Annotated in this window: 19 protein-coding genes and 1 tRNA gene; 7 read left to right on the forward strand and 13 right to left on the reverse strand. The window is 68.0% G+C overall.

All coding sequences use genetic code 11. The annotated features are described in order from the left end of the window. Positions 1–199: 199 nt before the first annotated feature. Complete coding sequence (locus tag SD37_RS30545) at positions 200–2,383, forward strand: McrB family protein (protein WP_044855558.1); 2,184 nt, start codon at positions 200–202, stop codon at positions 2,381–2,383. Next, positions 2,380–3,588, forward strand: a complete 1,209-nt coding sequence (locus tag SD37_RS30550) for an McrC family protein (RefSeq protein WP_083255128.1) — start codon at positions 2,380–2,382, stop codon at positions 3,586–3,588. The genes SD37_RS30545 and SD37_RS30550 overlap by 4 nt, the downstream gene beginning before the upstream one ends. Here SD37_RS30550 and SD37_RS30555 read toward each other — a convergent pair. Together SD37_RS30555 and SD37_RS30560 are read right to left on the reverse strand one after the other, a co-directional pair. Then, a complete protein-coding gene (locus SD37_RS30555; RefSeq protein ID WP_335622493.1) occupies positions 3,557–6,208 on the reverse strand; it encodes a DEAD/DEAH box helicase in 2,652 nt (883 codons plus the stop codon). The two genes, SD37_RS30550 and SD37_RS30555, sit on opposite strands and share 32 nt — an antisense overlap. Positions 6,209–6,607: 399 nt before the next feature. Continuing rightward, entirely contained in the window at positions 6,608–7,051 is a 444-nt protein-coding gene (locus SD37_RS30560; protein WP_044855560.1) for a histone-like nucleoid-structuring protein Lsr2, read from the reverse strand. A 162-nt stretch (positions 7,052–7,213) separates the two neighbouring features. Between SD37_RS30560 and SD37_RS30565 the strand changes: the two genes are divergently transcribed. Together SD37_RS30565 and SD37_RS30570 are read left to right on the forward strand one after the other, a co-directional pair. Continuing rightward, positions 7,214–7,399, forward strand: coding sequence for an excisionase family DNA-binding protein (locus SD37_RS30565; RefSeq protein ID WP_065913019.1), 186 nt, complete (start codon positions 7,214–7,216; stop codon positions 7,397–7,399). A 19-nt stretch (positions 7,400–7,418) separates the two neighbouring features. Beyond that, positions 7,419–8,633 (forward strand): tyrosine-type recombinase/integrase, encoded by a 1,215-nt coding sequence (locus SD37_RS30570; RefSeq protein ID WP_083255129.1) that lies wholly within the window; start codon positions 7,419–7,421, stop codon positions 8,631–8,633. A 72-nt stretch (positions 8,634–8,705) separates the two neighbouring features. On the opposite strand, the gene SD37_RS30575 is transcribed toward SD37_RS30570, so the two are convergent. After that, a tRNA-Asn gene (locus SD37_RS30575) sits at positions 8,706–8,778 on the reverse strand. Between the two features lie 163 nt (positions 8,779–8,941). On the opposite strand from SD37_RS30575, the gene SD37_RS30580 reads away from it, so the two are divergent. Next, on the forward strand, positions 8,942–9,121 hold the full coding sequence (locus SD37_RS30580; protein ID WP_037310417.1) for a hypothetical protein: 180 nt from the start codon (positions 8,942–8,944) through the stop codon (positions 9,119–9,121). Positions 9,122–9,227: 106 nt separating this feature from the next. Here SD37_RS30580 and SD37_RS30585 read toward each other — a convergent pair whose 3' ends face one another. From SD37_RS30585 to dnaG, 3 genes are read right to left on the reverse strand one after another with little or no spacing between them, the layout of a single operon-like run. Then, on the reverse strand, positions 9,228–9,992 hold the full coding sequence (locus SD37_RS30585; protein WP_044855562.1) for a trans-aconitate 2-methyltransferase: 765 nt from the start codon (positions 9,990–9,992) through the stop codon (positions 9,228–9,230). A gap of 33 nt (positions 9,993–10,025) precedes the next feature. Beyond that, positions 10,026–10,538 carry a hypothetical protein gene (locus SD37_RS30590; protein ID WP_044855620.1) on the reverse strand — a complete coding sequence of 171 codons (513 nt, stop codon included), beginning with the start codon at positions 10,536–10,538 and terminating at the stop codon, positions 10,026–10,028. Between the two features lie 6 nt (positions 10,539–10,544). Then, a complete protein-coding gene (dnaG, locus tag SD37_RS30595; RefSeq protein WP_044855563.1) occupies positions 10,545–12,443 on the reverse strand; it encodes a DNA primase in 1,899 nt (632 codons plus the stop codon). A gap of 50 nt (positions 12,444–12,493) precedes the next feature. Here dnaG and SD37_RS30600 point away from each other — a divergent pair, with 50 nt between their 5' ends. Continuing rightward, positions 12,494–13,432 carry a sigma-70 family RNA polymerase sigma factor gene (locus SD37_RS30600; protein ID WP_044855564.1) on the forward strand — a complete coding sequence of 313 codons (939 nt, stop codon included), beginning with the start codon at positions 12,494–12,496 and terminating at the stop codon, positions 13,430–13,432. A gap of 87 nt (positions 13,433–13,519) precedes the next feature. Here SD37_RS30600 and SD37_RS30605 read toward each other — a convergent pair whose 3' ends face one another. Further along, positions 13,520–14,086, reverse strand: coding sequence for a carboxymuconolactone decarboxylase family protein (locus SD37_RS30605; RefSeq protein ID WP_044855565.1), 567 nt, complete (start codon positions 14,084–14,086; stop codon positions 13,520–13,522). Positions 14,087–14,656: 570 nt separating this feature from the next. Between SD37_RS30605 and SD37_RS30610 the strand changes: the two genes are divergently transcribed. Next, positions 14,657–15,838 (forward strand): aldehyde dehydrogenase family protein, encoded by a 1,182-nt coding sequence (locus SD37_RS30610; RefSeq protein WP_044855566.1) that lies wholly within the window; start codon positions 14,657–14,659, stop codon positions 15,836–15,838. Here SD37_RS30610 and SD37_RS30615 read toward each other — a convergent pair. From SD37_RS30615 to SD37_RS30640, 6 genes are read right to left on the reverse strand one after another with little or no spacing between them, the layout of a single operon-like run. Next, positions 15,828–17,630 carry a hypothetical protein gene (locus SD37_RS30615; protein ID WP_044855567.1) on the reverse strand — a complete coding sequence of 601 codons (1,803 nt, stop codon included), beginning with the start codon at positions 17,628–17,630 and terminating at the stop codon, positions 15,828–15,830. The genes SD37_RS30610 and SD37_RS30615 overlap by 11 nt on opposite strands. A gap of 9 nt (positions 17,631–17,639) precedes the next feature. Continuing rightward, positions 17,640–18,716: a serpin family protein gene (locus SD37_RS30620; RefSeq protein ID WP_044855621.1), complete on the reverse strand. Its 1,077-nt coding sequence runs from the start codon at positions 18,714–18,716 to the stop codon at positions 17,640–17,642. Positions 18,717–18,769: 53 nt separating this feature from the next. Continuing rightward, the gene (locus SD37_RS30625) at positions 18,770–20,041 is read right to left on the reverse strand and encodes a deoxyguanosinetriphosphate triphosphohydrolase (protein ID WP_174567868.1); all 1,272 of its coding nucleotides are present in this window, start codon (positions 20,039–20,041) and stop codon (positions 18,770–18,772) included. A gap of 39 nt (positions 20,042–20,080) precedes the next feature. Continuing rightward, positions 20,081–20,734 (reverse strand): YdcF family protein, encoded by a 654-nt coding sequence (locus SD37_RS30630; RefSeq protein WP_044855568.1) that lies wholly within the window; start codon positions 20,732–20,734, stop codon positions 20,081–20,083. Between the two features lie 32 nt (positions 20,735–20,766). Further along, entirely contained in the window at positions 20,767–21,372 is a 606-nt protein-coding gene (locus SD37_RS30635; RefSeq protein ID WP_044855569.1) for a response regulator transcription factor, read from the reverse strand. Then, complete coding sequence (locus SD37_RS30640; RefSeq protein ID WP_044855623.1) at positions 21,369–22,565, reverse strand: sensor histidine kinase; 1,197 nt, start codon at positions 22,563–22,565, stop codon at positions 21,369–21,371. The genes SD37_RS30635 and SD37_RS30640 overlap by 4 nt, the downstream gene beginning before the upstream one ends. Between the last annotated feature and the right edge of the window lie 12 nt (positions 22,566–22,577).

Genomic DNA, 22,577 nt, shown 5'->3' on the forward strand with positions numbered 1-22,577 from the left:
TGAGGCGCCCGCCGGCCTGGCCGCGGGACCGCGGACCTCGCCTGGTCGTTTCCCGGCGAGGTCAATGTGTGCGTGCGAGGCGACTGACGCCGCGGGCACATGGACGCGGCCAGCGGGGTATCCGCCCTGGTTTTCACGAGGTCGTGAGAGGCTGTCGCGGTCGGTCCTCGACGGTCTTGTAGGTGGTGTTGGCTACAGCATGGGCACGGAGCAACGGTCACTGGAGCTCATCAAGGAAGCGGCTCGAGCGATTCTCGAACCGGCCCTCTCGGACGGGTCGTCGGCGATCGACCCGGATGTCAAGGCGTGGCTGCCGGAGGTCGCCCGCGACCTCCACGTCCGCATCGTCCGTCCGCCGGACGCGGGTGCCGGGTCCTTCCGGGAAAAGTTGAAGGTGCAGTTGCGCGGCACGTCGCGTGCCACCCATCTCCTGGCCGCGGAGCTGATGTACCTGCACGTCCTGCCGCTCACCAACGTCCGGCCGGCGGTCAAACTGGACCGGATCACCGAAGTCCTCTCTTGGCTGACGCCTCAACCACCACTGCCCGAACCGCTCCGCCTCGCTCTCGACACACCCGGTGCCTTCAGCGGAGGCACGGGATTCAACGTGCAGATCTGGCGCCAGATCGGCTGGCTGCTGGAGTTCGTGCAGCACTGGTGGGCTTTGCGAGACGACGTGCGCACTGAAGCGTTCAGTGACCCGTGGAAATTCCGGACAGCGGTCGCTTCGATGGTCACAGACCAACCCGGTATTCGCAACTCTCTGCTCTACCTTGCCTTTCCGGACACCTTCCTCCCGATCGTCAGTCAAGACAACAAAAGGGCGATCCGAGACGCGTTTTCACACTTCCTCGGGCTTCCGTCGGGGCAGGACCCGTTGTCCGTGGACCGTGATCTCTTCGCCATCCACCAAATCCACACGAAGCAGGACGAAACCGCCAACTACTACCGAGAGCCGTATGTTTCACAGTGGAGAAAGCTTGCGGGCAACGGAGCGCGGGCATGGCTGGTCAGGCCACGGGACGGTGGCCGCGAACTGCTGGAACAGTGGCTTGATTCGGGCTTCGTCTCCATCGCCGGACCGCGCTTCGGCGAACTCGCCGGGGAGCCGTCGCGAGCGGATGTGCACGCCGCCGTCGAAGAGAACTACCAGCACCTGGATTATGTTCAACGACTCTCGCTGACCACGGATTACTATTCGTTCCTCCGCGTGCTGAAAGCGGATGACCACGTGATCGCCGTCGACGGGGACCGGGTGTATTTCGGAGTCGTCACCGGCGGCGCTCGATACTCCGACGAGCCCACCCCTCGGCTGACCTGCCCGGTCGCCTGGTCGTCGGAGGACGGGATCACCTTCGAAGGCGGAGAGCCGTTCAGCAAGCACGCGACTCATCAGGGCGTGGTCGTGGACATCACGGCGGCACTCGACTCGATCAAGGAGTACACCCGCTCGCTGGTCGGTTCGGAGGAACCCGAACGTGATCCGCACTCCATGTCTCCGAGGTCTCGAACTCTGCCACCGCCATCCGACGGGCTCATCAGCCGTGTCCATGGCGACCGCGGCTGGCTGCAAGACGTCATCGAGCTGTTGGAAGACCGACGGCAGATCGTGCTCTATGGTCCACCAGGCACGGGAAAGACCTACATCGCCCGCGAGTTGGCTCACCACCTCACCGGAGCCGACGCCGTACGGGTCGTCCAGTTTCATCCCTCATACGCCTACGAAGACTTTTTCGAAGGATATCGGCCGGCGAAAGCACAGGACGGCTCGGTCGGGTTCGAGTTACAACCAGGGCCGCTACGACAGATCGTCGCCGAGGCGATCACCGAGCCGCACCGGCCCTATGTCCTGATCGTCGACGAGATCAACCGGGCGAATCTGGCGAAGGTATTCGGCGAGCTCTACTATCTGCTCGAATATCGCGGCGAAATGGTACGCCTTCAGTACTCGCCCCAGGAATCCTTTTGCCTGCCGCACAACTTGTACTTCATCGGCACGATGAACACCGCGGATCGGTCGATCGCGCTCGTCGATACCGCGCTTCGCCGTCGGTTCGCCTTCGTAGAGCTCCATCCCGACGACATACCGGTGCGCGACCTGCTACGACGGTGGCTCGCGGTTCGTGGCGAAACCGGCGATGACCGTCCTGGGCTTCTCGCCGCCCTGAACGCGGAGATCGGCGATGAAGACCGAGACTTCAAGATCGGGCCCGCGTACCTCATGACGCCCGACGCCGAACGCGCCGACGGGCTGCGCCGCATCTGGGAGTTCTCGATTCTCCCGCTGCTCGAAGAGCACTATTACGGTCGCCTCGACAGGCAGGAGGTGCGATCCCGGTTCGGCCTTGACGCCATCCGTCTCCGAGCGGGCGAGTCGTCGTGACCAAGGCATCCTCCACGATCCGGCTGGCCGAGAACGACACCGTCGGCGTCGAGGTTTCTTGCCCGCCGCCGGTCGCGACCGCGCTCACCGCGAGCGGTCTGGTCCGCCTCACACCGACGGCCGATGGTACTTGGCGACTGACCCCCTGTGGACGCGTGGGAGCCGTCAGAATGGGCGGGATGGATGTCGTCGTGACACCCAAAGTGGGCATTTCACGGCTTCTTTTCCTACTGGGCTACGCCCACGACCCGGGGTTCCGGCCCGAGGACGTGCAAGGCACGGACGAGAACGATCTGTGGTCGGCGGTAGCCGAAACCTTGTGCAGGCATACCGAACGAGCCTTGGCCCGTGGCGTGCTGCAGGGTTACAACACCGTCGAAGACGACCTTCGTCATGTCCGAGGCCGGATCTTGCTCGGCAAGCAGATCGCCAGGCACCCCGGCATGCTCGTTCCCGTCGAGGCCCGCTATGACACGTTCACCGTGGACATTCCAGAGAATCGCCTGCTTCGAACGGCGCTCAAACGAATGCTCGCCACACCGCGGCTCCCGCTCGCACTTCGTGCTCGTCTGCGTCATTTCGATGCCGTACTCGCAGGGGCGACTCCACTCACGGCCGGTGCGCCGATTCCGGCCTGGCAGGCGACACGGCTCAACCATCGCTATGTTCCCGCACTGCGGATAGCGGAACTCGTCCTGCGGTATCAATCGTTCGAAGTCGGCACGGGTGGTCTCGCCATCGCCGCCTTCGTGGTGAACATGGCGACGGTCTTCGAGAACTTCATCGGATCGGCGTTACGGGAGGCATGGGCGCACCGTCCCGGCCGTACGCGTACTCAGTACCCGGTCAGCCTTGATCATGACGGAACCATCCGCATGAAGGCCGACGTGGTCCACACCGTGGACGGCGTCCCGCGGATCGTGGCCGACGCCAAATACAAGCTGGAGTCCTCGACCGGCCAGTACCCCAACGCGGACCACTATCAGATGCTGGCCTATTGCACGGCCTTGAACTTGCCCACCGCGTGGCTTGTCTACGCGCACGGGCTGCACGGAGTCCGAACACGCCGGGTCAGGCACACCGATGTCGAGATCGTCGAGTACCCCATCGATCTGAGCGCGGCACCGTCAGCGGTTCTCGACCAGATCGACAAGCTCGCGATGGCTGCTTGGGTCAGGTCGGTTCCGTCCGCGAGTACCGGCTGAGCCAGCCTGTCGCACGATAGTCGCCTCGCCAGGTGAAGACGGTCACCTGCGTGTCATCGTCGGACGTCGGAACCGGCGCCTTTCCTTGCGCCAGGAGAACTCGGGAAAACCGCCTGCCCGACCATGTCACGACAACACTCGCGTCCGGTGCCGAGACCACGATCTGATCCTCACTTCTCTCGAGGACGACGCCGGTCGCGCGTTCCTTCAACAAGGCTCGATAAGCCTCGTCGTCGAGACGGCATTGACTCGGCATGCCCCTGGCCGACCAGTCCGGGCCAGTGATGCCTCTCGCTCGCGCGGCATTCCAAAGGGCGGGAACGAGGTCTTCGGCGTGCGTGGGAGTGGCCATCTGCTCGCACATCCACAGCAGCCGCCCGGCGCCGCGGGGTGGCTGGCACCGTCGCCATTTCACGCGACGGCTCAGGTCCGCCGCGACGACCGCGCTCCACGGATGGACGGTCCCGAGCTGCCCCTGGCAACCGATCCAATGGAGATACCGGGGAGCGTCCTCCAGTACCGGATAGAGGGCCAGATAAGGGATCCCGGCGATCGTCTTGGCGCCACGGCGGAACGCTTCCGGAGTGCTCGCGACGAGACCGAGCGCCGCCCTGGCCAGATCGCCTCGTTGATAGGTGCCGGAGCCATCCGGACGCAGCAATCGGTTGACCACGGTCTTCAGTTCTTCGTTGATCGCGCTTTGGGCGAGTTTGGGCACCAGACCCGCGATCAGGTCGATGACCGTGCGTTCCGCTTCGTCCGGAGAATCCGGCAACGCGCTCTCGGCGAGCGCCACCCGGATCTCGTGTCCCACCGCCGCGGGCACCATCAGCCGCGCCGTGACCTTTCCCAGGTCCGTCGGCGCGAGCAGGAACTCGCCGTCGGCCGCCTCGGAGCCGCTGATGAACTGACCTTCCGTGAGGAAGCGGACGGCCTCACGCAGAGGTTGCAGGCTGCGGCTGCCCTGATGGCACGCCAAAGTGCCGACCCACCAGTCCTCGGCCTCACGTAGTGACCCGATCCGCCGCTGGACCACCTCGGCGAGAACATGATCCGGCAGGCTGGCTTCGATCCGCGAGCGCACGGTGTTCCCGGCGACGAGTTTGGCCTGCCAGCGCTGCCGTTCTTGTTCGGTGACGATCAAGAACGCCCAGCCGTCGCGTTCTCCGTGCCCCACCCGGCCGGCACGGCCGAACATCTGCTGCACGGTCGCCACGTCGATCGGATTCATCCCGACCTCGGTGTCCTGCACGATGACCGCTCGCGCTGGAAGATTCACTCCGGCGGCGACCGTAGAGGTCGCGACGAGAACATCGATCTCACGGGCACGGAACGCCTTCTCTGCCTCCCGTTTGTGGTCCCAGCCCTTGTAGTGAAGGCCGATCCGGGCCTCGCGGCACACTTCGTGCAGCCGGTCGAGATCGTCGGGATGAACGCCATCGGTGCGTACCCCGCGCGAACCGGCTATCACCAGAGCCGTGCGCCGGACGCCACGTTTGCTTCCGCAGAACACGAGCGCACTGCCGCCGTCCTGGGTGACCATCCCGGTGAGCGCGGTCGCCACCCGGATCCGTGCGCTCTCGACCAGCGACCAGTCCCGGTGGGTGGCGATGACCGGCAGTTGCCAGGTCAACGTGCTCGGCCGCCAGGCCACTCGCACCAGGCGCGCCCCCAGCCACGCCGCGATCTCGTCGGCGTTGGCGACCGTCGCGGACAGGCCCACGATGCGCACCTGGTCGTTCCCACGCATCCTGGCAAGGAGTGCTTCGAGTACCGGCCCGCGTTCGGGATCGCCGAGCAAATGGATCTCGTCGACGATCAGGCACGCGACTTCGGCGAGAGCCTCACGCAAGGACGACGCCCGGCACATCGCCTCGAATTTCTCCGTTGTCGCCACCCAGACGTCCGCTTGCCGGACACGTTCGACATCGACGCTGTATTCGCCGGAAAGGCGCTCGACCCGGAGTCCTTCCCTGCGCCAATGGTCGAGTTCGCGATCGAGTTCGTCCGTCAGTGATCGTTGCGGCACCAGCCATGCGGCCTTGCGTCCTTCACCTACCACGGCTCGAAGCGCCGCGACCATTCCGACGGTGGTCTTGCCGGCGCCGGTGGGCGCGACCACGACGACATGCGACGAGTCCCCCAGGATAGGCGGAACAGCCTCCGCTTGAGCGGGATTGAAGGACGGGTATGGCAAGAAACGAAGCCAGTCGCGGGGAACAAGTCTCTCCGTCGGTACCGAAGAGGCGGTCTCGGATGTTCCTGCGTTGCTGTCCCAGAGGACTTTGAAGGCGTCCTGGGCGACAGTTGCTTCCGGGCCGGTGGTGCTGAACGGTTGCCGGCGCGCGGACCGCGCCAGGTAACACTCCGAAACCTGCGAGCTTCGGCGGGTGATGATCTCGTCGTCCACCAGATAGCGCACCGCACGCCAGTCGACGCCGTTCGCTGTCAGCTTGGCCCTGAGATCATGGAATTCAGCGGACGTGGGGAGAAGAACGCGGATATCGGCACCGTCGGGAAAGGTCGGCGGCTCGGCTCGCGGGTCAGCGATCTTGAACCAGTACTGCTCCAGCGAGGAGTCCGTATCACCCGATTCGCTGTTTCCCGGCACACGTGGCACGTTATCCGATCACCGTCGACCGTCGATGCCTGGGCACGAGCGATGGCTCGGACACTGCCGATCGAGATCAAACCGTTGGTACGACTGGCCGCCGGGGGTTCGACACCCGTAGCAGACATCTCACCGGGAGGCCCAGCGATTTTCCGCGAGAATTGTCTGCCCCCACGCACACCGCACGACGGCCTACGCTTTGAGTGCATGGCACCGGTCGAATCTCCGAGGCTCGGGACTCCCCAGTCGAACCTTGCTTCCGGATATTCAGCAAGACCTCGGGGCCATGGTCGGAAAAGAAGGCAGCAACGGCCCGCTCCGCCGCGCCCCAGAATCCGGAGCGGGCCGTTGTTCGTCCAGGCGGCCCGAGGTTCGAAGAACGACCAGACAACACTGAGGGCAGCCGTCTCAGTCGTCGGCTGCTTTCTTCTTCCGCGGCGAACGCTTGCGCGCTGCCCGGGCCGGGGCTTCTTCTGTCGGCTGCGACGCTGCCAACTCCGCCGCGTCGAAGGCTTCGTAGATCTCGTTGGGGATCCGGCCGCGTTCGGCGACCGCGTATCCGTTTTCGCTCGCCCAGGCACGGACAGCCTGAGTGCGCTCGCGGTCGACCGGCCGCTTCGCACCATCAGCGGCACCCGCGCTCGTCGCCTGCCCGGTGGCGACCTTGACCCGACGGCCGCCAACGCGCTTACCCGCCGCGACATACCGCGCGAGTTCCTCACGCAGTGCCTCGGCGTTCTCGTCCGACAGGTCGATGTCATACGAGACACCGTCGAGCGCGAACGGAACGGTCTGGGTCGCGGTCCCGCCATCGATATCGTCCACGATCTGGACGACGACTTTCTGAGCCATGAAAAGCCTTTCGTTATGTGATGCGGCAGTTGTCCGTACCAACAGTCGAAAGTGATCCTAACGGACGTTCACCGGATCGGCGGTACCCCGTCGTGAATGAAAGACCCAGTTCAGCACGCATGCCTTCACCGGACCATCGCACCGGCTACCCAGGAGGCCTTCGTGAGCGACGAAGACACATTGCCACGCAAAGCCTGGACGCCTGGCGAGGCCGCGCTTCAGCTCGGCATCCCCTACGAGACGGTCTTGCGCCTCATACACGAGGGCAAGCTCGCCGCCGTCAACGCCGGTCGCTACTACCTCGTCCCGGACGCGGCGATAGACAGGTTCTTGAACCCAGGAGCTTGAGCAAGAAGGTAACGACGAAATGGGACGCCCTCCTACCCCTGTCGGCGCATACGGTGTCATCACGACACTGAAGTTGCCATCGACGAAATCCGGCCGCCCGCGCTACCAGGCGCGCACCTACTTCCGAGCCGGGGACGGGTCGCGGCGACTCGTCCGGCGGGTGGCCGCCACGAAGACGCAGGCCGTCAACCGTCTGAAAGAGGCACTACTCCAGCTTTCCGACGAGGCCACAGGCGACGACATCGGCAAGGAGACCCGGCTGGATGTCGTCGCCGACCTGTATCTGGAGGAACTGGAACTGGAGGCCGAACTCGGCAATCTGGCGGCCGGCACCGTGAGTCTCTATCGCCGCGTACTGAAGAATTGGGTCCGCCCCGCTTTGGGACAACTTCAGTGCCACGAGGTCCGAGTGTCCCGATGCGACCGGGTCGTCAGGAACGCGCGGATGAAGAGGAGTTACGACACGGCCAAGCTCGTCAAAGCGGCACTGGCAGGCGTGTGCGACTACGCGGTCCGGCACGGCGCCATGGACGTGAATCCCGTCCGCTCACTGAGGCGCTTGTCGCGGGGAGGCAAGAAGGAGATCCTCTCGTTGACCACGAGTCAGCGAATCGATCTTCTCGCGAAGCTCCGTGCCTACGGACCTACTCGTCAGGCCGACTCGCGAGGGCGATCGCTGGGCCGCCGGGGACGCATCTGGCTGGACCTGCCGGACATCATGGAGGCGATGCTGTCGACCGGCGTCCGCATCGGGGAACTGCTCGCGATGTTCGGTTCGGACGTCGACCCTGATGCCTCGACTGTGACGATCGGGCATCACGTCGTCCGTGTCACGGGAGCGGGGCTCCGACGGGAGCACCTGCGCAAGGGCGGGGTCGACGGCCTGCTGCTCATCGTCCCGGAATGGTCGATGGCGATGTGGGAGAGGCGCCGCGAGGCCGCTGGCGATGGCCCCTTGTTCGCCTCGTTCGCCGGCGGGCTCCTCGACCCGTCGAACGTGATCAACAGGATCGAAGAGGCGATGAAGGCGATCGGCTACGGGTGGGTCACCAGTCACGTGTTCCGGAAGACGGTCGGTCTGGTGCTCGACGAAGCGGACCGGCCGAGCACGGCGATCGCGGATCAGCTGGGCAACACGGTGGCCGTCGTCGAACGGCACTACCGGAAGCCGAGGGCGTCGAACCAGGCCAACGTGGCGGCCTTGGAGGGGATGCTGGACCCCTCCGGTTTGTAATCGCTAAATCATCTCTTGGTTCGAGACGAGCCCGGAAAACGAAGAAGCCCAGGTCACCGACCTGGGCTTGAGCTCCCCCGCTTGGACTCGAACCAAGAACCCTCCGGTTAACAGCCGAATGCTCTGCCAGTTGAGCTACAGGGGATTGTGCTCCGCACCGGCCGGATCGCTCCGACCGATGAGAGAACTTTAGCCCATGGCCCCTGGCGGCCGCACACCCACCCCCACTTTCCGCGCCCACCTCGTCAAGCTCGCGTTTTGAGGGACAATGACAGCCGGAGCAAGATCGAACGGAGGCGTGGACTCGGATGAAGATGTTCCTGCTGGGTGCGGCCGCGGGCTACGTGCTGGGCGCGAAGGCCGGCCGGGGACGGTACGAGCAGATCGTGCGGACCTACCGCAAGATCGCCGACCACCCCATGGTGCAGGGCGCCGCCGGGATCGCCCGTGCCAAGGTCGGTGAGCGGTTCGGGCGGACCCAGCGCTGACCCGTGCCCTGAGACAAGAGCTGAAGGGGCCCTTCGCCGCATGTGACGCGGCGAAGGGCCCTTTCACTGCGTCGGATGCGGTGAAGGGCCCTTTCGGCTCCCCCGGTCAGGGGACGACGGCGACCACGAAGACGCGCCGGAACTCGAACCAGGTGGTGCCGTCGGGACGCGGCGGATAGGCCTTGTCCAGCTCACGGGCGATCTGCGCCCGGAAGTGGTCCCAATCGGCCGCCGGGAGGGCCTCCTTGACCGGCCGGAGCGAGGTACCGGTGATCCATTCGAGGACGGCGTTCTCCCCGGACAGCCGCTGCAGGTACGTCGTCTCCCAGGCGTCGACGGCGCATCCGGCGTCGGCGAGCAGGTTGCCGTAGCCGAGCGGGCTGTCGACGGCCTCGTTCTCCCGCAGGACGACGTCGGCGAGGCGCGAAGCCCACTCCTCGGTGCGCGCGAGGGCGCGGACCAGGGCGTGCGAGGGGGCGTCGAAGTTGCCGGGAACCTGGAACGCGAGCGTCGCCCCCGACGGCAGGCGCTCCACCCAGCGGCGGAGCAGCACGCGATGCTCCGGGACCCACTGGAGGACGGCGTTCGAGATGACGACGTCGGTGTCCGGCTCCGGCACCCAGTCCTTGACGTCCAGGACCCGGGCGTCGACGCCTCGCGAGCGCGCGGCTTCGACCATTTCGGGGGAGCTGTCACTCGCCTCGATGATCGCGTCCGGCCAGCGTTCGGCCAGGCCGGCGGTCAGGTTGCCGGGTCCGCAGCCGAGGTCGGCGACCCGGCGGGGGTTCACGGCCGGTATCCGCGCGACGAGGTCGTGGAACGGCCGGGCCCGCAGTTCGGCGTAGTCGAGGTACTTGACCGGATCCCACATGGCGCCTCCCAGCGATACAGTACGAGCGTACTGCTAGCCGCGGGGCTTGGCCAGTTTCTCCGCTGCTTCCTCGGCGATCGCCTTGACCAGGTCGACGTCGGTGCCAGGATCGGGCCGCACCTGCAGCACCGTGCCGTCCTGGCCGGGAACCTTGCGCTCGACGAACCACGCTCCCCCGGTCCCGAAGTCCTTGCGGTGCCGTTCGCGGACCGAGCCGTCGACCCGCTGCCGCAGCAGGAGCGGCACCTTGCCCGGCCGGGGAAGCTTGAACCGCACCGGCGCCTTGTCGGCCAGCAGCACGGCCTTCCCGGCGGTGCCGGTCTCCTCGCATTCGGTCAGGGTGATCACGCCGTCGGACCACGCGGCCTTGCCGACCAGATGCCAGCCGACCCGGCGGGGCCCGGGAATCCAGAGCCCCAGTGCCGTGACGAGCAGATAGCCGCCGCCCTCGACCGCCGCGCTCCCGACGACGTGCTCGCCGTCGTCCAGCGTGCCGTCGAAATCCGCCGGGACACGGTCACCCAGCAGGTGACGCAGCCAGCCCATGAGCACTCAGTCCAATCCGCCGATGGCCTGTTCCTTCAGCGCTTTCCGGTACTGCTCGAGGGCGACGAGGTCGCCGAACAGCGCGCGGTAGTCGTCCGGCGCCTCGACCGGGGAAAGCCGCTGGAGCTTCGACTTGATCTCGTTGATCTGGCGGCCGACCAGGGCCTCCTGCACCGCGGCGAGCTGTGCGGAGATGTAGCGCGAGTCGACTTCGCCCTTGGCGCGCAGCGGTTCCACCGAAAGTTCGCTGAGCACCCGCCGCACGGTCCCTTGTGGACAGTGCGGGGTGGCGGCGTCGAGCAGGGCGGGGCCGGTCAGCCCGGAACCCGCTCCCCCGGCGGCCAGCAGCGCCTTGTGGAGGGCGACGTACACCGGGTGGGTGAACGCGTCCTCGGGGAGCGCGTCGTACTCCGCCCCGGCGAGCATCGGTTGCTGCAGCGCCGCTTTGAGGGCCTCCCGCTGCGCGATGAAACGCGGGTCGCCGGGCGCGGGCCTCGGCAGGTCCTCCTCCATGGTGGCGGTGGCCGCCTGGGCCGGCCGCCGGACCTCGATGGTGGACGACCGTTTCGCGGTGGCACCGGCGCTGCCGCGGACCCGGTTCACCACCTGCGCCGCGTCCTGCCAGCCGACCCACCAGGCGAGCTTCGACGCGTAGCCGTCACGGCTGGCGCGGTCCTTGATGCCCGCGACCATCGGGACGGTCTTCTGCAGCGCCGCGACCTGCCCGTCGACCGAGTCGAGGTCGAAGCCCTTGAGCATGCTCTTGATCGCGAACTCGAACAGCGGGATCCGGCGCGCGACCAGATCGCGTACGGCGGTGTCGCCCTTGGCGAGCCGCAGTTCGCAGGGATCCATGCCGTCGGGGGCGACCGCGATGTAGGTCTGCCCGGCGAAGGTCTGGTCGCCTTCGAAAGCCTTCAGCGCCGCCTTCTGGCCCGCTTCGTCACCGTCGAAGGTGAAGATCACTTCGCCGCGGAAGGCGTCGTCGTCCATCATCAGCCGGCGAAGCACCTTCATGTGATCCTCGCCGAACGCCGTCCCCGACGACGCGACGGCCGTCGGCACCCCGGCGGCGTGCATCGCCATGACGTCGGTGTAGCCCTCGACCACGACGACCTGGTGCCGCTTCGCGATCTCGCGTTTGGCCAGATCGAGGCCGAACATCACCTGCGACTTCTTGTAGATCGGCGATTCCGAGGTGTTCAGGTACTTCGCCGAGACGCGGTCGTCGTCGTACAGGCGCCGCGCGCCGAATCCGACCACCTCGTTGCCGACGTCGCGGATGGGCCAGAGCAGCCGCCGGTTGAACCGGTCCATCGGCCCGCGCTGCCCCTCCTTGGCCAGTCCGGCCGTGAGCAGTTCCTTGACCTCGAACCCGCGGTTGAGCAGATGCTTGGTGAGCTTGTCCCAGCCCGCCGGGGCGTAGCCGCAGCCGAACGTCTGCGCGGCGGCGGCGTCGAAACCCCGCTCGGACAGGAAGTCCCGCGCCGCGCGCGCGTCCGGGGTGAGCAGCTGTTCGGCGTAGAACTCCTGGGCCGCGCGGTGCGCCTCGATCAGCCGGGCGCGGGTGCCGCGATCGCGCTGGACGCTCCCGCCGCCGCCTTCGTAGGTCAGCCGGAAGCCCGCGCGGTCCGCGAGCCGCTCGACGGCCTCGACGAACGAGATCAGATCCATCTTCTGGATGAACTTGATCACGTCACCGCCTTCGCCACAGCCGAAGCAGTGGAAGGTGCCGTGGGTGGGGCGCACGTTGAACGACGGGGTCTTCTCGTTGTGGAACGGGCAAAGCCCCTTCAGACTGCCGCCGCCGGCGCTGCGGAGGGCCACGTAATCACCGATGACCTCGTCGATCCGGTTGCGCTCGCGCACCTCCGCGATGTCGCTCTCCCGAATCCGTCCTGCCACCCCCCTACTGTAGTTCTTCCTCCCGGAGCCCGGTGCGGCACACTCGGGGAATGACCACCGCCTTGGACGAAGTCGCCGGGAAGTTCGCCGCACTGCGCCACCATCTGGTGTCGGTCGCCTATCGGCTCACCGGCACGCTGTCCGACGCCGAAGACGCGGTCCAGGAGTCCTGGCTGCGGCTGAGCGGGCTGGACGAGGCCCGGCGCGCGGCCATCGAGGACCTCCAAGGCTGGCTGACCACCGTCGTCAGCCGGATCTGCCTCGACCGGCTGCGGTCGGCCGTCGTGCGCCGCGAGCGGTACGTCGGCGAATGGCTGCCCGAGCCGGTACTCGGCCCGCTGGGCACGCCGTCGTCGGAGGACCCGCTGACCATCGCCGTCCGCGACGACGGGATGCGGATGGCGGCGATGGTGGTCCTCGACCGGCTGACCCCCGAGCAGCGCGTCGCGTTCGTCCTGCACGACGCGTTTTCGGTGCCGTTCGGGGAGATCGCCGGGATCCTCGGCTGCACCGTGGAGGCCGCGCGGCAGCACGGTTCCCGCGGGCGTCGCGCGGTCGCGGACGCCGATCCGCCGCCCCGGACGGCGCTCGCCGAGCAGCAGCAGATCATCGAGAAGTTCATGACCGCGATGCTCACCGGCGACATCCAGGCGGTGGCCGAGGTGCTGCATCCCGACGTCGTCCTCGTCGGCGACGGCGGCGGGAAGGCGCGCACGGCGGTGCGTACCGTCGTCGGCTTCGACAAGGTCACCCGGCTGTTCCAGGGGCTCATGCGGATGTACGACCCAGCGGGGATGGAGAAGGCGAGGTTCGCGCTGGTCAACGGCGACGTCGGGTGCTACCTCCCGCCGCAGGCCGCCTCCGGCGACTACCGGGCGCTCGACGAGCACGTCGACGCGTTCGCGATCCGCGACGGGAAGATCGTGGCGATCTACGACATGGCGAACCCGGACAAGCTCACCACCGCCAGGTCCCGCGTCGGCGCCTGACCGCGTTTCGTCCTCTGAACGCGGTACTTGCGTGTGCAAGGACAGCATTCAGAGGACGAAACGCATTTCGATGAGGGACGTGGGGGGTCAGGGCAGCGGGATCCGGCAAGCGTCGCCCGAGGTGAAGCCCTGCGCGGTGATGTCGAGCGCGCTGTTCATCCGGGCACGCATGTTCTCCAGGCCGATCTGGTAGGTCAGCTCGATGACGCCCTTGCGGCCGAACTCGCGTTCCAGTTCGGCGACCTGCTCGTCGGTGACGGTCACCGGGCTCGCGGTCATCGCGTCGGCGTACGCGAGCGCGAGCCGTTCCTGGCCGGTGAAGGCGGGCGACTTCGCGTAGTCGTCGATGTTCTTCAGCCGTTCGATGTCGAGTCCTTCGTGCAACTGCAGCATGGTCCCGAAGTCGATGCACCACGAGCAGCCGAGCTGGGTCGCGACGCGGTACACGGCCAGCTCGCGCACGTTCGCGGGCAGCGTCTTGCTGGCCTTTTCCGCCAACATCTCGTGCATGCCGTTCGCCCGGAGCAGCGCCGGGTGGTGCGCGTAGACGGCCATCGGCTCGGGCACGGCGCCGAAGCGCTTTCCGGCGAACCGGTAGATCAGCTTCAGCAGGAAACCGGCTTCGGCGGTCTTGACGGCGGGAATGCGCGGCATGATGTCCTCCTCGTGCGGTTGCGATCGAAAGGTGGACGACGCGGCGGGCGCGGACGTGACAGACGCTCCCCGGTGACGTGGGCCACGCGGCCGCGACGGGCCCGGATTTAGCCTTTTCGCCGGAACCCCCATTCGATCAGCGAAGGTACGCTTACGCTCCGCGATTCCTTCGATATTTGAGGGGTAAGGCAAACATGTCGTGTCCCTGGGCAGCCCGGACTGGCTGACGGAAGCCGGGCCGTGGCTGGGGCGTCCACAAAGGACATTCCCTCGGGCTACATATGTCCGATTTGCGCGTTTTGCGCGGTCTCGCGAGGTGGTCGTGAGTGGCAAACAGCGTTCTAACCCTCTTTCCCACTCACGACCCCGCGCGGGACCGCACAAACAGGCATCAATCGGACACCTATTCGCTGAAGACCGTCCCTTATGGACAGTCATGGGGGCGCACCCTGCCTCATCGGGGAGCCTCCCGCCTGTCGCACGGTAGTGAAGGCCTCCTTCGATACCACCGATGCCGTCACATCGGTCTCTTCGGCGATCCCTCCGCACTCTGCCCACCGGAGGAAACACATGGACCATCCGAGGCTCGCCGTCGAGAATCCCGCGACCGGGCAGCCGATCACGACCGTCCCGGACGCCGGCCCCGCCGAAGTCGACAAAGCGGTACGGGCCGCCGTCCGGGCCTGGCCTGCCTGGCGCGCCTCGGAGCGGCACGCCGCGCTGATGTCGTGCGCGGTCGTCGTCGAGGAGGTCGCGCCCGTACTCGCCCCCGTGCTGACCGAGGAACAGGGAAAACCGCTGCGGGAAGCCGAAACCGAGTTCGCCGAGGCCGCCGCGCTGTTCCGGCATTTCGCCGGTGCGCCACCGCTCGCCGGCCACGGCCCGGTCGCGGCGATCACGCCGTGGCACCTCCCCGTGCGCCTGGCCGCGGCGGACCTCGCGCCCTCGTTCGCCGCGGGTGACACGGTGGTGCTCGCACCGTCGCCGCACACCCCGCTCACCACCCTGTATCTGGGCCGGATGCTGGCGGAAGTGCTGCCGCCGGGGGTGCTGACGGTGCTCACCGGGCGGGATCCGGTCGGCGCGCGGCTGGCCGGCGCGCCCGGGCTGAAACGGCTGACGCGGGAACGGGGCGGCAACGATCCCGCGATCGTCCTCCCCGGCACCGATCCCGGCGCGATCGCGGAAAAGCTGTTCTGGAGCGCGTTCACCAACTGCGGGCAACTGTCCATGGCGGTCAAACGGGTTTACGCCGTCGGATCCGCGTACGACGGCGTGGTCGAGGCGCTCGCGGCCTTGGCGGAGAGGACCGTGGTGGGCGACGGGCGGAAACCCGGGACACAGCTCGGCCCGGTGAACAACCGCCGTCAGTACGACCGCGTCGCGGGGCTCGTCGAGGAAGCGCGGACGGACGGCGCGCGGATCGCCACCGGCGGGCGGCTCGGCGGGCCGGGGTATTTCTTCGCCCCGGCCATCCTCGCCGAGGCGCACGACGGGATGCGCGTGGTGCGCGAGGAACAGTTCGGCCCGGCACTGCCGATCGTGCGATGCTCCACAGTGGACGAAGCCGTCGGACTGGCGAACGCCACCACGCCCGGCTCGCGCGGATCGGTGTGGGGCACGGACGAGGAGCACGTCGCGGAAGTCGCGGCGCGGCTCGAACGCGGCACGGTGTGGCTCAACGAGCATCCGGCCACCCCCGCGTTCAGTACCGCATCCAGAGGACTGAACGCGGGAGGAATCAGGGGGTGATCGTCCGGACGTCCCAGATCCAGACGCCGTCGACGAACTCCGCGGGCTTGCGCAGGAGCAGGTCCACGGTGGCCCGGAAGGCGTCCTGGTGTTCGCGCGGGATCAGCACGAGGACGTCGGCGTTCCAGTACCGCAGATCCTCCAGCGCCTGCACCCGCTGCGCTTCGGTGATCGTCGCCGGCACCCCGGTCTGCTTGATCTGGTCGAAGATGACCGACGTCGGCCGCTGGATGGCGCCGTAGCGGCCGCGTTTGTCCTCCGGTCCGCTCGGCCCGACGAAGTAGCCCTCCGGCATCGAATAGCCGAGTCCGGCGTCGATCTGCCAGTGCAGCGGCTCGGATTCACCGGAACTCGGCAACGGCACGGGCACCACGGTGCCGCCCGGCGCGACGTAGGTCCGCCAGGTGCCGTCGGCGAGGAACCTCGGCGTCGGCGGCCGGTCCTTCACGATCAGCTGCGTCGGCGCGATCGGCAGCAGCACCGCGATGACGACGCCGATCCACACCAGCCGCAACGGGAATCCCCGCTCCCCCGGCACTTCCGGCAGTTTCGACGCGGCCGTGTAGACGCGCTCGGTCGCCAGCGCCAGCAGCGCGCCGATGAGCGGGATACAGCCCATCGCGAGCCGCGATTCCAGCAGCGATTCGAACAGCGGCAGTTCCGACAGCAGTTTCCACGGCCCCGGGATCCCGGTCTCCTCGTGCACCACGACGAGCTGCACGCCGAGCGAAAGCCACGCCATCACGAACATCGAGATCGCCAGCGCCCGCGCGAACACCTCGCGCCACAGCCAGACGGTGATCACCACCATCAGCACGATCAGCGGCCAGCCGAAGAAGGCGTTCTCCTCGGTGCGGTTCATCGACACGTCCGCCGCGGCCTGCGGTTGCCCGGCGACCGACTGCGTCGCGAACCGGGTGAACGCGGCCGTGTCGTTGCCGACGGGACCGTGCTCGATCGCCTGGTAGCTCTGCGGGCCGAAGAACTGCCACCACAACGGGTAAGCGCACAGCACCAGCGCCACGAGCACGCCGACGCCGACCCCGATCCCCAGCGGTTTCGCCATCGGCGGGAACTCGCGGTAATTCGTCGCGAAGTAGGCGACGGCGAAGATCGCGAAAGCCATCGCGAAGATCAGCAGCGGCTCTTCGCCGAGGAAGATCTGGTACGCCGCCAGGAGGCCGAGGAAGATCCCGTTGCGGACCGGTCGCTCACCGCGGGCGATCTTGAAGACCAGCAGCGCGATGAACGGCAGGACGAACCAGGCGACGAAGTTCGGATGCGCGTTGCCGTGCGAGATCATCGGCGGGGCGAACCCGCAGAACGCGCCGCCGATCGCCGCGCCGACCCGGTGGGTGACCAGATGCCGCGAGAAGACCCAGTACCAGGCCGCGGCGGTGCCGGCGAGACCGCCGGTGAGCGCGATCGCCCAGGTGACCGTCGGGCCGAAGGCGAGCGTGACCGGCGCCAGCGGGATGCCGACACCGAGCATGGCCGTGTTGGCCATCAGGTTCACGCCGAGCGGATGGTTCTGGAACTGTGTCGTGAGCGGGTTCTTCAGGTGCAGCACGTTGTCCGCGGTGACGGAGAAGAACCACTCCCACAGGTTCTGGTCCGACGCGCTGTTCCAGAGGTAGCCCTCTTCGAGGTCGAGCCACAACCCGTTGTAGAGCAGGAACGCGAACAACAGGAAGCCGCCCATGATGGCGGCGTCGGCGCCGGTGAACCGGCGAGGTCGTGTGGGGGTCTCCTCGGCCTCCACCTCGGCCGCCTCAGCCTGGAAAAGACTCACTGACCATCCTCACGGCTCGACTACGCGGGCGAGAAAGTAGATCACACCCGTCGAGGCGTGCCTCACCAGCAGAAGGAACGGGCGGTCGACGGTGACCTCCAGCGGTTCGTCGACCATGATCGACGTCAACCGCATCAGCACCGCTGTCGCGGCGGCGCCTTCGAGCCCCTGTTCGTCGATGCGGAGCACCGTCTGGTGGACGACCTCGGACACTTCGAGCCTGTCGTCGTCGGCGAGCCCGGTGAGATCTGCGGCCCCGGTGAACATGGTCCGCACACCGAGTTCCTGCAGCTTCCCCGTCAGCGGGCTGGCGACGTCGAGCTTGAGTTTCGGCAGCGACAGGCTGAGCGTCTTGGACCGGGGGCTCTCCAGCAGCCGCGCCAGCTTGCCCGCGTCGAGTTCGGCTTCGTCGAGGTCTCCGTCCGGGAGCAGGACGACCGTCTCCACGCCGCCCTCCGCGCTGAGCCGGATGGCCTGCCAGCCGTCCTCGTGGGCGTGGTCGAGCTGCTCTTGGAGCCACATGGTGGGTATCTTGCGCGTTCCGGACGGTGCGTGGAAGTCGGCGTCCGCGGTGTTGTCACGCCGGAACGGGTTGATCCACGCGGTCTTGAGATACAGCGCGTTGACGATGGCGGCGACGGTGTCCGGCGCGACGTTCCCCGGCTTCAGGAGTTCGGGGATCAGGTCGTGGGTGGCCTCGGCGACGTCGGCGTTGATCAGCCGCCGCGCGGCCTCCGGATCGGCGCGGAACGGGGCACTCGCGACCTTGCCGCCCGGCCACGTCGCCAGTTCCTCACGGAAGGAGTCTTCGAGGGTGAGCCCGTCCCAGGCCCAGAGCGTGTTCGCGACCGCGAGTTCCGGGCCGTCGTCGAGCAGCGTCGAGGCCTTGCCCAGCAGGTCGGCGAGTTCGTCCGGGTCGCCGAGCAGGTCGATCAGCTCGTCTCTGGTCCTGCCCTTTGCTGCCTGCGTCACCAGGCCGAGCGCGCTCGCGATCGAGTACGGCGAGAAACACGCGTTCTCCGCGCGGCTCGCCAGCACTCGGTAGAGGTCCAGACCAAACCGGAGGTGGCTCTCGACAGCGCCCATGCCGCAGACCGTACCGTGCACGGGCCCGTCCGTCTCCTGTCCGAAAGTTCCCTTCAGCCGTGGCGGCCGGTGTGCCAGGCGTGCCACGCGTAGGCCTGGGCGTCCGTGAGCGAGGCCACCTGGTCGACGACGACGCGCAGGCGGGCCGCGTCGTCCGGCGCCGCCTCCCACGCGGGCAGGAACAGGCCGTCCAGCGCGTCCGGCGCGCGGCGGCACAGCGCCCCGACCAGTTCGGCGAGCGTCTGGCGCTGGCCGTCCTGCATGGCGAGGCGCCGCCTGTCGCTCATCACGTACCGCAGCGCGAGCGCCTTGAACAGCGCGACCTCGGCCGCGACCTGCTCCGGGACGACCAGTTGCGCCGAGTAGCGGCTCAGCGGGCCCTCGCCGTGCACCTTCCGCGTCGCGCCGACGACCGCCGTCGCGAACCTGCCGACCAGTTCGCTCGTCAGCCGCTTCAGCGCCACCTGTGCCTTGAGCGATCCGTCGAGACCGGGCTTGGTCAGCTCCGCGACCACCGGCAGGTCGAGCAGTTCCTTCGCCGCACCCTCCAAAGTGGACTGCGACTGGTCCGAAAACCTCCGCGCCGCCTCGGCCACCGCCGCCCGCTCTTCGACGTCGGCCAGTACCTGCAACGAGATCCGCCCGGCCAGGACCCCGTCCTCGACGTCGTGCACCGAATACGCGACGTCGTCGGCCCAGTCCATGATCTGCGCTTCCAGGCAGGTGCGCCGTTCGGGCGCGCCCTCGCGGACCCACGCGAACACCTCGGCGTCGTCGGCGTAGACGCCGTATTTCGGGTTTCCCTCTTCACGCTGCCACGGGTACTTCGTCGAGGCGTCGAGGCAGGCGCGGGTGAGGTTCAGCCCGCCGACGACCCCGCCCTCCAGCAGGACCTTGGGCTCCAGCCTGGTCAGGATCCGCAGAGTCTGTGCGTTGCCCTCGAAGCCCCCGCACGGTTGCGCGACCTCGTTCAGCGCGCGCTCGCCGTTGTGCCCGAACGGCGGGTGCCCGATGTCGTGCGCGAGCCCGGCGGTGTCGACCAGATCCGGGTCCGCGCCCAGCTCGTCCGCGATCCCCCTGCCGATCTGCGCGACCTCCAGCGAATGCGTCAGCCGGGTGCGCGGCACCCCGCTGACCTCGGCACCTTCCCCCGGGCCGACCACCTGGGTCTTGCCGGCCAGCCGCCGCAGGGCCGCGGAATGCAGCACGCGCGCCCGATCACGGGCGAAGGCGCTCCGCCCGTCCTCGGCGCCCTCCAGCGCCGCGCCCTTGGGCCGCTCGGGCAGCAGGCGCGCGGTGTCAGCCGGGGTGTAGATGTCGCTCACCAGCCCAGCTTAAGCGCGATCACCGACACGTATCGGCTGTCAGACCTCGCCGGTACCGAACAGAGCGTCCGCCGGGGACTTCGTGAGCCGGTAGTACAGCAGCGCGCCGGTCTCGCGGACGATGTAGCGCGCCTGCGTCTCGCGGGTCTGCACGATCGGACCGCGATGGGTGGGCGACGTCCAGGTCTCCAGTCCGAAGTCGTCGGCCATCACGCGGGCGCGGAAGGAATGCCACGGGTCGCTGACCAGCACGGCGGTCTTCCAGCCCCGCTTCTGCACCTGCTCGGCGACCGCCCGCAGACTGCGCAGGGTGTCGCTGCCCTCACCGACCGGGAGGGTCGCCGACTCGGGGACGCCGTGTTTGCGCAGCCACCGCGCGCCCGCCTGGGCCTCGGTGTAGTTGTCGTCGGCCCGTTTGCCGCCCGCGGTGACGATCGTCTTGGCGACGCCCTGGTCGTAGAGCGTCTTCGCCTTGGCCAGCCGCGCCTCGAAGATCTCCGACGGCCTGCCGTTGTACTGGGCCGCGCCGAGCACCACGATGACGTCGGCCCGGTCGCGCACGTCCTCCCGCGCGACCTGCCAGACCCGGAACGCCGTCCCGCCGATCACCGCGAGGACGACCAGCAGCACACCCGCCACGGTCCGGCGCACCCAGTTCGCCCGCGTGGGTTTCGTCCGTTCGGCGGTACTCACGCCGGTGATTCTCGCAGAGGTGCCCGGTGCGCTCAGAGCCAACCGTGGTCTTCCGCGAGCCGCACCGCCTCGGCCCGCGTCCTGGCTCCGGTCTTGCCGATCGCGGCCGAAAGATGGTTACGGACGGTGCCTTCGGAAAGATGCAGCGCACGGGCGATGTCGGCCACCGTGCTGCCGTCCTTCGCCGCCTTGAGGACGTCGTGCTCACGACCGGTGAGGGGGCTCGTGCCGGTGGCGAGCGATTCGGCGGCGAGCGCGGGATCGACCACCCGGAGTCCACTGTGGACCCGGCGGACGGCGTCGACGAGTTGTTCCGGCGGGGCGTCCTTGACCACGAACCCGGCCGCGCCCGCCGCCATCGCCCGCGCCAGGTACCCCGGTCTGCCGAAGGTGGTGCAGATGATGATCCGGCACGACGGCAGCGCACGGTGCAGCTCGACGGCGGCTTCGAGGCCGTCCTTGCCGGGCATCTGGACGTCGAGCAGCGCGATGTCCGGCGACGTCTCCTTCGCCCGCGGCAGCACTTCGTCGCCCGAGCCGACCTGGGCGACCACCTCGATGTCGGTTTCGAGGCCGAGCACGGTGGCCAGCGCCCCGCGCACCATCGCCTGGTCGTCGGCGAGCAGGACCCGGATCACGCACACTCTCCAGCGGGTTCGGTGAACGGCGCACGCGGATCGCTCACCACGACGGTGGCCGGTACCTCGGCCCGGACCAGCCATCCTCCTCCTGGCCGGGGAGCGGCCTCGAGCGTGCCTCCGACGGCGTCCAGCCGCTCGGTGAGCCCGCGCAGGCCGTTCCCGGCCGGGGCTTCGACGGCCTGGCCGTCGTCCTCGATCTCCAGCCACCGCTCGCCGAACCGGACCGTGACCCGCTTCGCCTCGGAATGCCGGAGCACGTTCGTGACCGCTTCCCGCAGCACATAACCGAAAGTGCGCTGCAGACCCGGTTCGACGTTGTCCACCGCGTGCGGCAGGTCGGCGTCGATCTCGGCCGCCCGCAGCGCCGCCCGCGCCCCGGCGAGTTCCGCCGAGAGCGACACCTCGCGGTACTCCGACACCGTGGCACGGATATCCGACAGCGCGCTGCGGGTCAGGCCTTCGACCTCGCGGATCTCCTCCAGCGCGCGGCCGTCGTCCTTGCCGCTCTCCAGCATCCGGCGGGCGAGTCCGGCCTTCACCGTGATCGTGGTGAGGCTGTGGCCGAGGATGTCGTGCAGATCCCGCGCCAGGCGCTCCCGTTCACCCGCCACCGCGAGCGTCGCGATCTCCTGGTTCGCCGCCTCCAGTTTGCGCACCGCGCGGACCAGGTTCGCCATGAAGAACATCGCCGCCGTGATCGAGACGACCGCGACAAGGTCGCCGAAATCGTCCTTGCCGAGGATCAGGTGGACACCCAGCACCAGCAGCAGGGCGCCGCCGTCCAGGATCAGCGCCCACGCCGGCGGCAGCGAGAAGGCCAGGACCGCTGTCGCGTAGATCAGGATGTACGGGTTGTTGCCGTGCAGGAACACCAGAGCGAGACCGATGAGCAGCATCAGCACCGAGAAGACGTAGGTCGTCTTCCGCCGGGAAGGCGGCAGGGCGAACGGGAACAGCAGGTAGCAGGCCCCGTAGACGAGCAGGAGACCGGCGACCACCAGTTCTTCCGCGGTGATCCCGTCGGTGGTCAGCTCGACCATCGTGGGGATGAAGCTCGGCACGATGAAGGCGAGCCCGAGTACCACCCACTTCGCGGGACGGGGCCCGTTGCCGGTCCGCGGCGGCATGTCCGACCACCAGTTCTCACGGCTGTTCAGGCCCGTCTTCACCCTGCCCGGGTAGTCGTTCACCGGTTCACCCTT

The sequence above is a fragment of the Amycolatopsis orientalis genome (genome assembly GCF_000943515.2).
Lineage (GTDB): Bacteria > Actinomycetota > Actinomycetes > Mycobacteriales > Pseudonocardiaceae > Amycolatopsis > Amycolatopsis orientalis.